This is a genomic window from Streptococcus infantis, from assembly GCF_018499575.1.
GTDB classification, from domain to species: Bacteria; Bacillota; Bacilli; order Lactobacillales; family Streptococcaceae; genus Streptococcus; species Streptococcus infantis_K.
Genome location: NZ_JAHDAP010000002.1, coordinates 260,222 through 274,400 on the forward strand (window position 1 = coordinate 260,222; position 14,179 = coordinate 274,400).

Genomic DNA, 14,179 nt, shown 5'->3' on the forward strand with positions numbered 1-14,179 from the left:
TTTCAAAGCACTCACAGGTTTGCCCTATGGGTGCTTTTTTCTATGCTTTCTACGAGAATTTGCCCTAAAATTTGCCCTAAATTTGCACTATTCATTTTTAATGTGTTGATAGGCGACATGTCCAGCAGATAGGGGAACAATATTTGAAGTATTGACATAAGTCTTGGTTGTAATCGTATCACTATGGGTTAATGCTTCTGAGATAGCTTCTAAGCTCATGCCAGCTTTCTTAGCAAGTGTCGCTCCTGTATGTCGCAATTTATGCGGTGTAGCGTGTTTTAACTTTGGGTGTCGCCTTTTTACGGAGTTCATTTTGTTATTGAGATAATCAACATGTAGAGGGCTATTTACATTACCTTTCGTATCTATATAGGTAAAGACCAGTTGATCAGGCGTTTGCATTATGCCAAATTTCGCTAACTCGTATTTCTGTTGTTTTTTCCATTCTGAAAGAAGTGATACAAGGTAACTAGGAATTGAAAAAATTGTTTTCTTATTTCCTTTTGTTGACTTTACATTCTTGTATTTATCAAGTGCATGTCTTAAGTCAATTTGAGCATTTTCCAAGTCTATATTTTTCCAATGTAGAGCATAGGATTCTGATTTTCTATCGCTCAGAATAAAGGTTGTAAAGAATAGAACATAATCTTTCAGTGATAATTTATCGTTCTCCAAATCTTCTCTAAAAGCATCAAACCAGTCTTGTAAATCTTCACTAGACAGATACAGGTCTTCCTCATTTTTAGCTTCTTGGAGTTTTAGCTTTTTGGTGTCTTTAATTCGTTTAATTGTCTTGGATAATCGATTTGATTCTATATACTCTAATTCTTCAGCCCAATCGAAAATTGAGTTTACATAGCTTCGAATAACCTTGAAATTAGCATACTCTTCAGCTTTAGCAGTCATTAAGTTTAGGACGACTTGCTTATTCTGATTTAGAAAATTGATTGAATAATTGCCGAACATTGGTAAGATATGCTTTTTAAAAACAGTTTCAGTATTATCAATAGTAACTTGAGTTGGAGGCTTAGTTGTTGAAGTTGTTTGACCAGCTTTGTATGAATCCCACCAAATATTATTAAAGAACTCAGAGAATAGAATATCACTGTTTTTAGAAAGTGGTATATCTTCACCACTTTCAAGTTGATGTATCTTAGTTAAAATCTCTAGTTCAGTTTCTTTAGCCTCCTTTCTTGTTTTATATCGTTTAACAAAGTGATTCCCTTTAATCCCCATTTTAGATCGGATTTCTTTAGGTATATACACTTTAAGATTGTAAGTGTTACTATTTGTTTTTGTAACAGCCATGATGTTCTCCTTTTACGAGCCAGGATATATCATTAGAGATATTATAGCATAGCTTTTCTACAAAGCCATTTATCAATCTCAGTTTTATTGAATCGGACAGTCTTACCAATTTTAATAACGGGAAGACCTTTTTGTATCCAGCCATCTAATGTGTTGTTAGAAATACCTAGATATTGACAAGTTTGTATTTTGTTGAGATAAGGGCTATCCAGTCCCAAATCTTCTTTGAAATGAGAAATCTCATGTTGCAAGAGTTTAGTAATCATCGACTGTATTTCTTGAACTTGTTCTGTTGGTAGAATGACTTGCATTTCTTCGTTACTCCTTACTTAACTTTATTTTTTTGTATTTGACTTTATTATCAATTAAGTGTCCATTACGGAATACTTTGCTAATATAGTTGCTTTCAAATAGGATATCTTCATTTTTAACAAGGTCATCTAAAGATTCACTTGTAAAAAATTTTATCTCTTCAGGCTTTTGTAAATTACGAGAAGAATAAAAAGCCTTTTTTCCTAGACTCTCTAATAATTCCTGTCCTATGCCTTTTTCCATGTATTTTGCAACATAACGGCCAGCATTAGAAGAATCATCTAAGCTATTTAGTTTGTTTATCCGAACTGCACCTAATCCCCAAATTGTCAATAATTCTTTATGAGGGATAAATGGAAAAGAAAAAAGGAGAATGTGTGCATGCCACGCTCCCCTTTTTTGTCGTTCTAATACTGCAATATATTTAATAAGTCTTTTTTTGGAATGGTATATGTTATAGTTTAAACGTTTAATAAATTTATCAAAAAGTAAATTAAATTCAGATCTGTTTTGTATATTTTCTTTAGTGGTAAGGGTAAGGAAACTAGTTCTTTCATCAAAATTTGTATCTATTAGGCGTTGAAGTTTCCATTTAGAATTTTTACGAGTATTAGAAATTCTTTTTATTCGTTCATCTTGTTCAGCAGTTGTGAGTTCCTCAAAAGTTCTACGTTTCTTTTTTTCTTTAAGTGAAATGTGTTCTTCATCAATTTGAGTAGTATCATTTGAAAAAATTGGAGATTCGTATTCCCATATTTCAAGGTATGAAGAAGTTCGGATAATTTTGCGATTATAACTCACAAAATCATCTCCTTTTCTCGTAATGTTTGCTTATATAATAAATAAACTAGGAGGAGCAAAGCTCCTCAGTGCTTCTATCATGTGTTTCTAGGCATCGCTCCACTAAACACGCTTCCAGCTTGCCGACCTCCAGTCGGCAGTTTTGCCTAAGAGCGCATGATTAAAAGTTATAGAAAGTGATATTTCTTGGTAATTGTATCATAGCAAAGAACAGGTATTGTTTTGCTATGATTTACATCACCGTCAATGAAGTAATGATTTTTACTATCAAAGTAAATTTTACCTTGGTAAGTTTTATTTTTAGCTACTTCCCAAGAAGCAACATGACCGGAAATAATATCTTTTAAAAAACCACCAGTGGTAATAGGAAATTTATTTGTAAATATTTCAGGACTCGTTAGCTCTTTCCAAAGCTTGCCAGCTTCTTCATCAATACCAGCATGAACATAAATTTGAGTATCAGTTTCATAATATCGTTTATCCTTATATCGTTTTTTTAACCAGTTTATGAATGGGATGAATTTGATATTATTTTTAATTTCATCTCTAACACCTGTTTCAAAGTTGTTAGGATTCGATTTTAAAATATAGTCCAATTCCTCTAGAGTGAAGAAACTCTTTATTGTTTCTGGAAATGCAGAAGCAGTAGGCTTATTTAAAATCAACCAATCATAAAACCATTCTTCATGATTTCCCAAAAGCGTAATAATTTGTTTTGGATAAAGCTTTTCAAGTTCAATTATTTTAGAAATGACTTGAAAAGATTGAAGTCCATTGTCAATATAGTCTCCGATTAGAATAAGACGGTTATTTTTATCAGATAGATCTACTGTACTGAGAGCGCTTATGAACTCATCAAAGTAACCGTGTATATCAGATATTGCAAAAAGTTTAGCCATAAATAGTATCACCAAATTATTTAGAAATAGGAACTACATCGTTACAAGAAAACCATAAATTTCCATTAAATTGTCCAACTGTTAAATTCGATAATTTAACAGGACATGTTTTTTTGTCCGACAATAACTGAGGGGTAGCTGTAGGAGATAACGTATTGACTTTTATCTGGATCATTTCCATAAAGAAATCAGAATTTTCATCTTGAATTGATACATTAAGACGTAGTGCTACAGGTTTGTTTGTTTCTCGGTCCAAAACTTCTGTATATCCTTTTACTGCCACGAATTTATTTCCTAATAATTCTGGTTTGAGAAAATCGTTAATTTTCATATAATACCTCGTTTCTTTTTGTCATCGCTTAAGCGATGAGGAATAGAAATTTTTACTGAAAATCTATTGAATTTAAGCAAAAATTTCTATTGAAATTATTTTAACTTTGTTATATATAATTGTAGTTCTTTTATAAAATCGAATTGTGTTGTATCAAGATAAGGACTTTCCCAATATTGTGCCTTTTCTTTCCCTGATCCCTGCATATAAAGATATCCTGCTCCTTTTTCATCAATAGATTTTAACTTATCAGGTGTAGCCGTGCCAAATACCATACGGTATCCCTCTATTGAGTTTGCTCCTAAAGCTATTCTCAGTCCTAAATTATCTCTAAGATCAGTATTTAGAGTTTCAGCTCTCATTTGTTGGGCAGATATAAGAATAAATACACCTGCTTGTCGTCCTAGTAGGATAATTTGTTTGATACCGTCCATTACTTCGGTAATAACTTCTTTAGATTTTTTATCTGTTGCTGAAGCTTGAAATGCTCCCATTTCATCAAATATAAGCCATACTGGTTTAAAACCATGGTCGGCAAAATTTGAACCGTATTTAAAGTTATCACGCATGGCTTGATATCGTTCCTGCATTTGTTCGACTACCAAACGTACAATACGAGCAATATTATTGGGAGTTGTAGCTACATATTTATCGCTTAAATAATGAGATAAACTACCTAAATCACTATTCTTGGGATCTGCAATATATAGTGTTGAGTTTCTCTTAAGAAGTTCAATAATTAAGAAAGATATGAATATAGATTTTCCACTACCTGTACCACCTGAAACTAAAATATGAGGGCATTTTATAGGATTATAAGTTATATCATATCCTAAGTCTATATCAAGATTATCTATCTCTTTTTTATGACTGTGGGGTGATAATATTAGTCTATCAGGTTTCTTGTAATAAAAGTGATATTCCACAATATTAGGATGAGTAATTTTTTCTTCTAGTTCAAGTTCGAGAACTCCAGCTAATACATCATCAAGTGTTTGAACCTTTTTACTAAATTCGTCACCTCTGATAAGCGCTTTAATAATAATACGACCGTTTTGATTATCTAATTCATATTTTAAAATAGCACTCCTAATAATTTTTTCATAACCTGAATTATCCTTTTCTGAAGTGTAGAGATGATTTGTATATAAAACAAATAGCAAGCTTTCTCTAATAATCAAATCAAAGTCTAGATTGTATCTAAAATGTTTTAATGTATTATTTATTTTATAGATTGCTAGAATACCAAAGGCAATATATAAGATTTGAATAAAAGCAGGAGCTCTAATACTTACTATTAAACTTAATAAAATAAAGATAGAAAAGACAATTATTATGAGATGTAACAATTTTAAACGTGAACTTGTAATAAAATAATTTCTTTTTAAGTCAGCTTCTTTTTTTAATTTAAACATAAGCAACCTCCGAATAAGTAGTAAAACAACTATACAATACTTTGTATAAGGAACCTAAGCAGGTTTTGCTTAGGTTATTGTTGTGTCTTCCAATAGGAATATACAACAAGTTTAATGATGTAGCTAAGTCTTGGTAATCTAGTAGCGCCATCTTCTTTCATTAAATGATATCGAAATTCATCAAGACCATTTAGAACATTTTCATCTAAATAGAGTCTAGGGGTTACTGATGTTTCTAGACTAGGATTGACATTTTTGATATCTTTTTCCATTTCTTGACGTAGTTTTTGCCATTTGTCAATGGAGTAATGTTTTGTGTTTCTATATGCTTCTTCAATTACGCTTCCAATAGAAGCTTTCAAAACAATATTGAAAGATACACCATTTAATTCATCGTAATGATTTGATAGAAGTGTTTGTTCTAGTGTACTTAGAAAATTATTTTGATTTAGTTCTTTGATTTTACGTTCTTTATTTTGAATAAGCTCGTCTATCCACACTTTAGCTTCATATGCAAGACGAACACTTTTATATACTCTGACCATAAATCCTCCTTTTTAAAATTCGTTAGAAAATTTTATTGTATCCATATTTTCAATTTCTTTATAGAAATTGAAATCTTTTTGATCTAATTGATCACAGATTTGTTTAATAATAAATTTACCTCGTTCTTCAATTCGCTCATTGACTTTTTTGAGGAAAATTGGAAAATCTGTTTCTTTAGGTAAGAGCTTGTCATCATGATTATCCCAAAATAAATCTACGTTATAATCGCTATTAACATATGGTTGAAGATAGTACCTCTTTATGAAGTTTGGCCATGCTTCAGGAGATAAAATATTTAAAAATTCTTGAAGTGACATTAAAGTAATGTCCCAGTAGTCATATAGGCACATGCCTCGGCCGCAATTCATCCAGTTAGGTAAAACAGTGAAATTTCCAATTGTATGAGTCAATTCTGCAAATTTTTCAAAATTATCTTTATTTTGACTCATAATATCAAATTTTTGGTAATTCTCATTATAGTATAAAATTGTGTATTGTTTATTTAGATATTCTTTAGGGTTAATACCAATTTCTTTATATACTTGATCACGATTTGAACTTTTCACAATAGCTTTAGTAAAAGTAGTTGAAAAAGAATTTATAGTTTCTCCTCTAATGATACTATATTGTGACTCTTGCCATCCCAAAAGTTTATATAGATAGAATGCTTCCTTATCGCAGTCGGCAGATTCACCAATCCTGTCTGTTACTCGAAAAATAGTAGGATTAGTAAGTTCATTATTTCTATATTTTAAAAAGTTTGTTATACTATCTGATGTTAGTTTATCAGAATAACAATTTTTAAAATCCCATTCCCATGGTTTGATATTATTTTCGTCACAATATTTCAACCAATCAATAACTTCTTGATGTTCCATAAGTTTTTCCTTTCAGTTTTATTACGGTAATATTTAATTTTGAGAATCTTAAGCGATTGTTTGAAGAGTATTTTTTACTTTATGATGATCTAGTGCTTACAGCGTAAATGTATGCTAAATAATTGGCGAAATCTCCCTGGCGTTGTCGATCTTCTGTAATTTTATCAAACCAGCTAGTATTTCCTCCTGTAGATTCGATTTCGCTTTTTAGTGCATTCAATTGTATGATGAAAGCATTATGAGCAGAGGTTCTAAGAGTTCCATGCTTATCTTGTTTTTCTTTTGATACTGTTGCTGATTTGACACGAATCTCAGTATACTCTGCAGCTAACTCAATCAACATTGTCCAGTCATCGAGAAAAATTGGATCTTTTATGTCAAATGAACTAATTAGTTCATTATAAATCTTATGTGCATCTTCAAAAGTCAAAGCAGTTTTCTCTTGAAGAAAATCTGAGTAGGTAGAAATTTCCATAAGTAACCTCTCTTTGAAAAAATAATTTGTCTAACTACAACTATACTTTCATTGTAATCTTATTTGAAAATAAAGTCAAGGATTTTTGTAAGTTTTTTAGCAAAAATTTTTTCAATAGTGATGTATAACTAGTACTGGTTGATTTCACTAGTTAGGGCAAATTTCTGAGATATCTGACTCGTATTTTTTTATTTGATAAAAAAATTTGCCCAATTTAAATGAAATTATTTAAAAATAGATAAAATTTAATTGATAATTGAACGTAAAAAAGTCCTTGTTTATAACTATTTGCGACACTTTATTTTAACAGTTAGCCAAACCAGGTCTTAAGAAAGCTCGTAAAGCTTCACAATTTAGTAAACGTTAATTCGAAAGAATTACTATACTTACAAAGAGCACCTTTCGGGGTGTTCTTTTTTTGACATTTTTTGGATTGATAATTAGAAATCTCGTTGAAGGGTATTAGGTAAATGAAAAGATTAATCGATAATTCCTTATTTCTCTTTATGTTAGTTTAATATCTACAATGTAAAAAACTCTAGCTATCAGGTAGTTGATAGTTAGAGTTTTTTTGCTATTCATATGATTTAATCAGATTAAATAAGGACTCTACTTCTGATGACGGTGTAGCTGATTTGAGATAAGCATAATAAACTGTAAATGTGATCTGGTCCTCCGGGATTAGAGGGATTTTTATTAAATCATTATCTTCATCAGAAAGTGCGATATCAGCTAGTAAACTAAGGCCAATTCCTTTCTTTAAAAGTTCTTTAATGATGACAATGTCGTCACTCTTAAAGAATATTTCTGCCTTGTTTTGATACTTTTGATTAAGTAGTTCAAAAGCCTTCAGGTGAACAAAGTGTTCGTCTAAAAGTATAAAGGATTGATCTACTAATTCTTCAAAAGTGAGGGAAGAAGCAGTAGCAAGAGGATGGTTCTTAGATAAAACGACATATAGTTCTTTTTGAAAGAGTTCATGCGTATCTATTGAAGGATGATTTAGTGGTTCAATCAAACCGAGTAGGCTTGCATCAAGGTCTCCCTTGAGGAGAAGATTTAATAATTCCACGGAACCACCGCGGATAGGGCGTACCTTTTTTAAAAAATCGAATTTATCTTTTCCCTTCAAGGCAGCAAAGAGATACTGAATGATAATAGGAGGGAATCCGACAGTGGAGTAATGTGCCAAGGAGCGATTAATTTCTTTGTGAGCAGAACTGATCTCAGGTAAGATCTGTTCTGTATGCTTTAGAAGGATTTGTCCTTGGGGAGTTAGTTTGAAGGAACGATGCGAGGGATCGTGGTGAATCAATTTGCAATTAAAGGATTCCTCTAAGCGCTTGATGGCATAAGAAATAGAAGGCTGGCTGACTTTGTGTTGTTTTGCTACTTCCGTATAGGATTGAAGCTGGCAGAGGTCATAAAAATATTGTAGATCTTTTAAATTCATATGGGCTCACTTTCATTAGTTGGAAAATGGAAAATATGTGGAAATCACCGGATAAATAAATCTTATCCGTATCCTACAATTTGACTATATGAGTAGTCACCAGTTAAAATGTAAGTGAGTCAGGGATATCATAGATTATCTAAGATACTTTCAAAAATGACCAACATCTTTTCTCGTTTATCAACAGGAAGTTGTTTAACCTTCATGTTGATTCTTTTGAGTGAAAGATTATCAGTCTTATCAGAGGTTGATTCAAGGCTATCAAAATTGAAAAATTCCTCTGGGGTCATCTCTAGGGCGTCAATCACTTTTTCGAGACTGTGAATGGTCAGATTCACATTTTGATTTTCGAGTTGATTGATATATTTAAGGCCAAGTCCCGCTTGTTCCGAAAGTTCTTCCTGGCTCATTTTATTCTGTGTTCGAAAATATTTCACTTTTTGGGAAATGTATTGTTGTAAATAGTTTTTAGTTGTCATATAAATAGAATACAAGTTTTGTATGACAAAAAAACACCTTAAAAAACACAAAGTATTCTATAACAAACCTTCGTACTATTTATTTTAATTATAGTTGCCAAATTGTATGATTAGTTTCTGTTACTCGAAACTTTTAGTAAAGAGTGATTATCAATAATAGTGTTTTAAGTATCAAAAGGTTTATTATAAATTTTCTCGTAGCCCCATTATAACATATGCGTACACGATTGTATTTTATATATAACAAAGTTTTGTAAACGGTTTATTTTAGTGGTATAATATAAGCAAAAAGGAGGTTGCACTATGACTGCACATGATATTTTAAACAATCCTTTCCTTAATAAGGGAACTGCCTTTACCTTAGAGGAACGAAAGGAACTAGGCCTTATTGGGTTATTGCCGCCTTACGTTCAAACCATCGAGGAACAAGCGGCACAAACCTATGCACAAATGCAAACAAAGGTCAATGATCTGGAAAAACGTTTGTTCTTAATGGAAATCTTTAATACCAACCGGACTCTTTTCTATTACCTCTTTTCTCAACATTTGGAAGAATTCAATCCAATTGTATATGACCCAACCATTGCAGATACCATTGAAGGCTATAGTGACCTCTTTGTAGATCCACAGTATGCGGGATATCTTGATATTAATCATCCTGAAAACATTGAAGCCACTTTGAAAAATGCAGCAGGGGACCGTGAGATTCGACTCATTGTTGTAACAGATGCAGAAGGAATCCTTGGAATCGGTGACTGGGGAACAAATGGTGTCGATATTTCTGTTGGGAAATTGATGGTCTATACGGGTGCTGCTGGAATCGATCCTTCTATGGTCCTTCCTTTAGTTATTGATGCAGGAACTAACCGTGAAGAACTTCGGAACAATCCTAATTACTTAGGAAATCGTCACGAACGGGTCCGCGGAGATCGTTACTACGATTTCATTGACCAATTTGTTCAAACAGCAGAACGGCTTTTCCCTAAACTTTACCTTCACTGGGAAGATTTCGGACGTTCTAATGCTGCCAATATTCTTGAAAAATACCGGAAACAAATTCCTACCTTTAATGATGATATTCAGGGTACAGGAATCGTTACCTTAGGTGGTATCTTTGGTTCACTGGATATTAGTGGTGAAAAATTAACCGATCAAGTTTATCTCTGCTATGGTGGTGGTACTGCGGGTGCAGGAATTGCCTCTCGTGTTCTTCGTGAAATGGTGAGTGAAGGTCTTTCCGAAGAAGAAGCTTATAAACGTTTCTTTATGGTGGATAAACAAGGTCTTCTCTTTGATGATATGGATGACTTGACACCACAGCAAAAACCGTTTGCGAAGAAACGGTCGGATTTTCCTAATGCTGATAAATTAACAGATCTATTAGAAGTCGTTAAAACTGTTAAACCAACTATTTTAGTAGGAACTTCAACTCAGCCAAATACCTTCACTAAAGAAATTGTAGAAGCGATGTGTGAAAATACAGAGCGTCCGATGATTTTCCCTTTGTCAAATCCAACCAAACTAGCAGAAGCTAGTGCCAAAGATTTGATTGAATGGTCAGATGGTAAGGCTTTTGTCGCAACAGGAATTCCTGCTGATACGGTTTCTTATAAAGGTGTAGACTATGTGATTGGTCAAGCCAATAATGCCTTGATTTACCCAGGTCTTGGTCTAGGTATGCTAGCTTCTGAAGCAAGTCTTTTGACAGATGAAATGATTGGAGCAGCGGCTCATTCGTTGAGTGGTATTGTCAATCCAGGTCAACCGGGAGCTCCTGTCTTGCCACCATTCAAGTATGTAGCAGATGTTTCTATTAAAGTAGCAGAAGCAGTCGCTAAAAAAGCGCAAGAACAAGGTCTTGCGCGTGCCAAGGAAACAGATATGGCCAAAGCAGTTCGTGATTTGAAGTGGTATCCAACCTATAAAGAAGTGGTATCCAACCTATAAATAAGTAAATGGAAATGGGGTGTACGAGTGCGACTGGATGCTTCGTACACCTTCAACTATACGCTATGACATATAGAAAGGGAGACTATGGAAATCTTTTTAACTTCAATTCAGAGTATTGTACCTATTATCGTCATCATCATTCTAGGTTACTTCTTACAAGTCCGTGGTTGGTTTCAAGAGAGTTTTGGAAATGATTTATCTAAACTCATTATGAATGTGGCCATGCCAGTGGCAATTTTTACCTCTGTTCTTAAATATTTAACGTTAGATAAATTAATTAGCTTGTCTGGCGGTCTGTTGTATACGTTTATCGCCTTCATTCTCGGTTACCTAATGGCATTTATAGCGGTGAAACTTTTTGGAGTGCGCCCGGGCCGTCGAGGAACCATGATTAATACCTTCGTAAATGCCAATACCATTTTTATTGGTTTACCTTTAAACATAGCTCTATTTGGAGATCAAGCCCTTCCCTACTTCTTGGTGTATTATATTACAAATACGGTCTCTACTTGGACATTAGGTGTCTATCTAATGACCTCGGATAGCAAAGAAGGGGCTTCAAAGCAAGCTCAAAAATTTAATTGGAAGAAGCTCTTCCCAGCACCTTTATTGGGATTTCTCGTAGCCCTCGTGTTTTTAGTGTTCCGTCTTCCTGTTCCAAGTTTTGCGGAAAGCACCTTGACTTATATTGGTAGTTTAACAACGCCACTATCTCTTGTCTATATCGGTATTGTTCTAGCTAAGGCAGGCTTGAATACGATTCGTTTTGATAAAGATACAATTGTCACTTTGGTTGGACGCTTTATTTTAGCTCCCCTAATCATGCTTCTTGTATTGAAGTTCTTTGCTCCAAATATGGCAACGGCTGAATTTAAGACCTTTATGATTCAGTCCGCGACACCAGCTCTAGCCGTTCTCCCAATCCTTGCTAATCAAGGAAAAGGAGATGTGGAATTTTCGACGAATGTGGTGACTCTAAGTACGGTTCTATTTATCGTTGTTATTCCAATATTACAAACTTTATTAGGATAAGAAGGAAGAGGATAGGATTGAAAATTCTGAATTAAGAAATTTTCCTATTTTAGATCCATCTATTCCTATTTCTTGAAATCAAAATCAGAAGAAACTCTTCTGACGCTTGCTATCGAGTGATTTTGAGCTGTCCTAAAAGCCAGACTTTTCAAACCAGGCTTGAAAAAAGTTCGTAAAGCATCACAATTTAGTAAACGTTCTTCGAAAGAATGACTATACTTACAAAGAGCACCTTTCGGGGTGTTCTTTTTTTGTTAAAAAGTAAGACTTATCACAAAATTTTTCTTGAGTTATTTTTTATCGACAACTTTTCTCAAATATATGAAATTCATTTGATATAGAAAAGGGTCTATATTTACAATACTTTTCAAAAGCATCTATTAGTTTGACAGTAATCAAAGGAGTGTTATAATAGAAAAAAAGACAGAAATGAGAGATTGAGTGTGGGGAAAAAACTATTAGGTGTAGTTTCAATACTTCTACTAATGCTTTTGCTTATATTTAATGCAAGTAAAAACAACAATAATACCTATGATAATGAATTTCTAACTTCGTTAGCAAAAGGGTTAGATAAACGTTGGGAGGTTATTGCCAAAAGGGAGTATGATAAAGAATCACTAAAAAACTATAGAACCTATGTGGATTATGAACTAAATGAACTTAAGAAATATAAAAATCGTGAGTTTGAAAATCCCGAGTTAAAGAAACTAGCTGACACCTATATTGATGTCCTTAAGAATGAAAAGGAAACGACAACAAATCGAAAATACCTGGATAGTATCTTTAGAGACGAGTGGAACAAACTCCAACATAAACGTTATGAATTACTTTTAGATATTAATTCAATAAGTGAAATCCCTGTTCAAGATAAAAATAGTTTAAATGATATATTGAGATCCGGTGAAGCTGTTAAAGAATTTAATAGAGTTTACGGAATATTAGTAGATACGTTTGATGCAAAAAACTTTGTTGTTGAAGAGGTTGAAGATGGATTAGAAAAAGAGAAACGATACGTGGGGAATTTTGAAAATACTACAGGTCATCGCATCAATTACATTGATATAAATATTTCTTTTTATGATGAAAATGATAAAATTTATTCTGGTTTTCAGTTTGAAACAAGATATTTATGGGAAAATGGAACTAAAAAAAGCTTTGAATTCTCGATTCCAGATTCAGATATGAGGTTCAAATATTTTAAGGTTAATTTGGGTGAAAACAGTTTTAGGTATCAGTAGCCTTCTTGTTTTATTAGCATAAAAATAATATATTTTCAATAGGCCTTAAGAAAGCTCGTAAAGCACCACAATTTAGTAAACGTTAATTCGAAGGAATTACTGTACTTACAAAGAGCACCTTTCGGGGTGTTCTTTTTTTGTACTTTTTACTAAATTGGTGCAATTGACACAGTTGTTGCGACTTTAGTCGCTTACAAATGTGGCTGCAACCTGACAAAGTCAGTTGCCTCAAAACGTTAATCAATACGATACTATCAACATTTACAGACATTCAAGAATTTTCTCTTGGATGTCTTTTTTGTTTCAAAAATACAAAATTCACCCCAATAGTCTTTATCTTATACAAATTCTTCCTAGTATAAGTTCAGTATGATATAATTAAATACGAATAATATTAAGGAGTTATAAATGAAAATAGGAAAAGGTATCAATTGGATTTTGATTCTGTTAAGTTGCGTAATTGCTATAGTACTGATAAGTTCTTTGTTCTTCTTTAATCATAAGAAGCAAGATGCAGAAGCAGTGAATACTACAACAGAACAGGTTTCTACTACTAGTACGACAACGACTAGTACAACAAGTATAACGACAACCACTGCTTTAACAACTTCTCAAGATAGTGTGACGACTACAGAGGAAAAACTTTCGACACAAGAAGAGCAAGCGCACTCTAAATCACAAAAAATAGATGCGCAAGCCATTCTAAATGGTGATTTCTCTACTCTAGTTGGAACATGGAGAAATGGTTTGGGCCAAGAATTTACATTCGATAAAAATGGATTAGTAAACAGTGGAAACATTGAAAAATCGAGTATAGGTAATGATGGAAGTATTAACTTTAGTGTTAGAACTGGTAATACAGGATTTGGTATGATTATTTATCCTGCTGGAACTACTATGAAGTGGGTTGATTCTGATCCAAGTAAAAATAGGCTGATTGCTGGTCAAGCTGCTCCAACGAGTTCGGAACAAGTTTTTTATAAAGTAGATTAAATATTCCAACCATCTCATCAAATTTGAGATGGTTTTCTTCTTTATTTGTAAGTCATAATCATGTTATGA

15 protein-coding genes are annotated in these 14,179 nt (G+C 33.0%); 4 read left to right on the forward strand and 11 right to left on the reverse strand.

The features are described 5' to 3' along the window. Positions 1-87: 87 nt before the first annotated feature. The 11 genes from KJR31_RS07275 to KJR31_RS07325 all read right to left on the reverse strand — a co-directional run bounded on the left by KJR31_RS07275 (position 88) and on the right by KJR31_RS07325 (position 8,897). Complete coding sequence (locus tag KJR31_RS07275) at positions 88-1,308, reverse strand: site-specific integrase (RefSeq protein ID WP_214262734.1); 1,221 nt, start codon at positions 1,306-1,308, stop codon at positions 88-90. A 41-nt stretch (positions 1,309-1,349) separates the two neighbouring features. After that, positions 1,350-1,619 (reverse strand): helix-turn-helix domain-containing protein, encoded by a 270-nt coding sequence (locus KJR31_RS07280; protein WP_214262735.1) that lies wholly within the window; start codon positions 1,617-1,619, stop codon positions 1,350-1,352. Between the two features lie 7 nt (positions 1,620-1,626). Continuing rightward, positions 1,627-2,421, reverse strand: a complete 795-nt coding sequence (locus tag KJR31_RS07285; RefSeq protein ID WP_214262736.1) for a rolling circle replication-associated protein — start codon at positions 2,419-2,421, stop codon at positions 1,627-1,629. 167 nt (positions 2,422-2,588) lie between these two features. Further along, on the reverse strand, positions 2,589-3,320 hold the full coding sequence (locus KJR31_RS07290; protein WP_214262737.1) for a metallophosphoesterase: 732 nt from the start codon (positions 3,318-3,320) through the stop codon (positions 2,589-2,591). A gap of 16 nt (positions 3,321-3,336) precedes the next feature. Further along, on the reverse strand, positions 3,337-3,651 hold the full coding sequence (locus tag KJR31_RS07295) for a hypothetical protein (protein WP_214262738.1): 315 nt from the start codon (positions 3,649-3,651) through the stop codon (positions 3,337-3,339). 95 nt (positions 3,652-3,746) lie between these two features. Then, positions 3,747-5,066, reverse strand: a complete 1,320-nt coding sequence (locus tag KJR31_RS07300; protein WP_214262739.1) for an FtsK/SpoIIIE domain-containing protein — start codon at positions 5,064-5,066, stop codon at positions 3,747-3,749. 74 nt (positions 5,067-5,140) lie between these two features. Continuing rightward, on the reverse strand, positions 5,141-5,611 hold the full coding sequence (locus KJR31_RS07305) for a hypothetical protein (RefSeq protein ID WP_049479783.1): 471 nt from the start codon (positions 5,609-5,611) through the stop codon (positions 5,141-5,143). A 12-nt stretch (positions 5,612-5,623) separates the two neighbouring features. Beyond that, positions 5,624-6,490, reverse strand: coding sequence for a hypothetical protein (locus tag KJR31_RS07310; RefSeq protein ID WP_214262740.1), 867 nt, complete (start codon positions 6,488-6,490; stop codon positions 5,624-5,626). A gap of 79 nt (positions 6,491-6,569) precedes the next feature. Then, positions 6,570-6,965, reverse strand: coding sequence for a hypothetical protein (locus KJR31_RS07315; protein ID WP_214262741.1), 396 nt, complete (start codon positions 6,963-6,965; stop codon positions 6,570-6,572). 574 nt (positions 6,966-7,539) lie between these two features. Continuing rightward, positions 7,540-8,418, reverse strand: a complete 879-nt coding sequence (locus KJR31_RS07320) for a LysR family transcriptional regulator (RefSeq protein ID WP_214262742.1) — start codon at positions 8,416-8,418, stop codon at positions 7,540-7,542. Between the two features lie 128 nt (positions 8,419-8,546). Beyond that, the gene (locus tag KJR31_RS07325) at positions 8,547-8,897 is read right to left on the reverse strand and encodes a helix-turn-helix domain-containing protein (protein ID WP_214262743.1); all 351 of its coding nucleotides are present in this window, start codon (positions 8,895-8,897) and stop codon (positions 8,547-8,549) included. Positions 8,898-9,200: 303 nt separating this feature from the next. On the opposite strand from KJR31_RS07325, the gene KJR31_RS07330 reads away from it, so the two are divergent. The 4 genes from KJR31_RS07330 to KJR31_RS07345 all read left to right on the forward strand — a co-directional run bounded on the left by KJR31_RS07330 (position 9,201) and on the right by KJR31_RS07345 (position 14,110). Next, entirely contained in the window at positions 9,201-10,844 is a 1,644-nt protein-coding gene (locus KJR31_RS07330; protein ID WP_214262744.1) for a malolactic enzyme, read from the forward strand. A gap of 87 nt (positions 10,845-10,931) precedes the next feature. Continuing rightward, positions 10,932-11,879, forward strand: coding sequence for an AEC family transporter (locus KJR31_RS07335; protein ID WP_214262745.1), 948 nt, complete (start codon positions 10,932-10,934; stop codon positions 11,877-11,879). 443 nt (positions 11,880-12,322) lie between these two features. Next, the gene (locus KJR31_RS07340; RefSeq protein WP_214262746.1) at positions 12,323-13,117 is read left to right on the forward strand and encodes an FxLYD domain-containing protein; all 795 of its coding nucleotides are present in this window, start codon (positions 12,323-12,325) and stop codon (positions 13,115-13,117) included. A 408-nt stretch (positions 13,118-13,525) separates the two neighbouring features. Then, the gene (locus tag KJR31_RS07345; protein WP_214262747.1) at positions 13,526-14,110 is read left to right on the forward strand and encodes a DUF6287 domain-containing protein; all 585 of its coding nucleotides are present in this window, start codon (positions 13,526-13,528) and stop codon (positions 14,108-14,110) included. Positions 14,111-14,179: the final 69 nt, after the last annotated feature.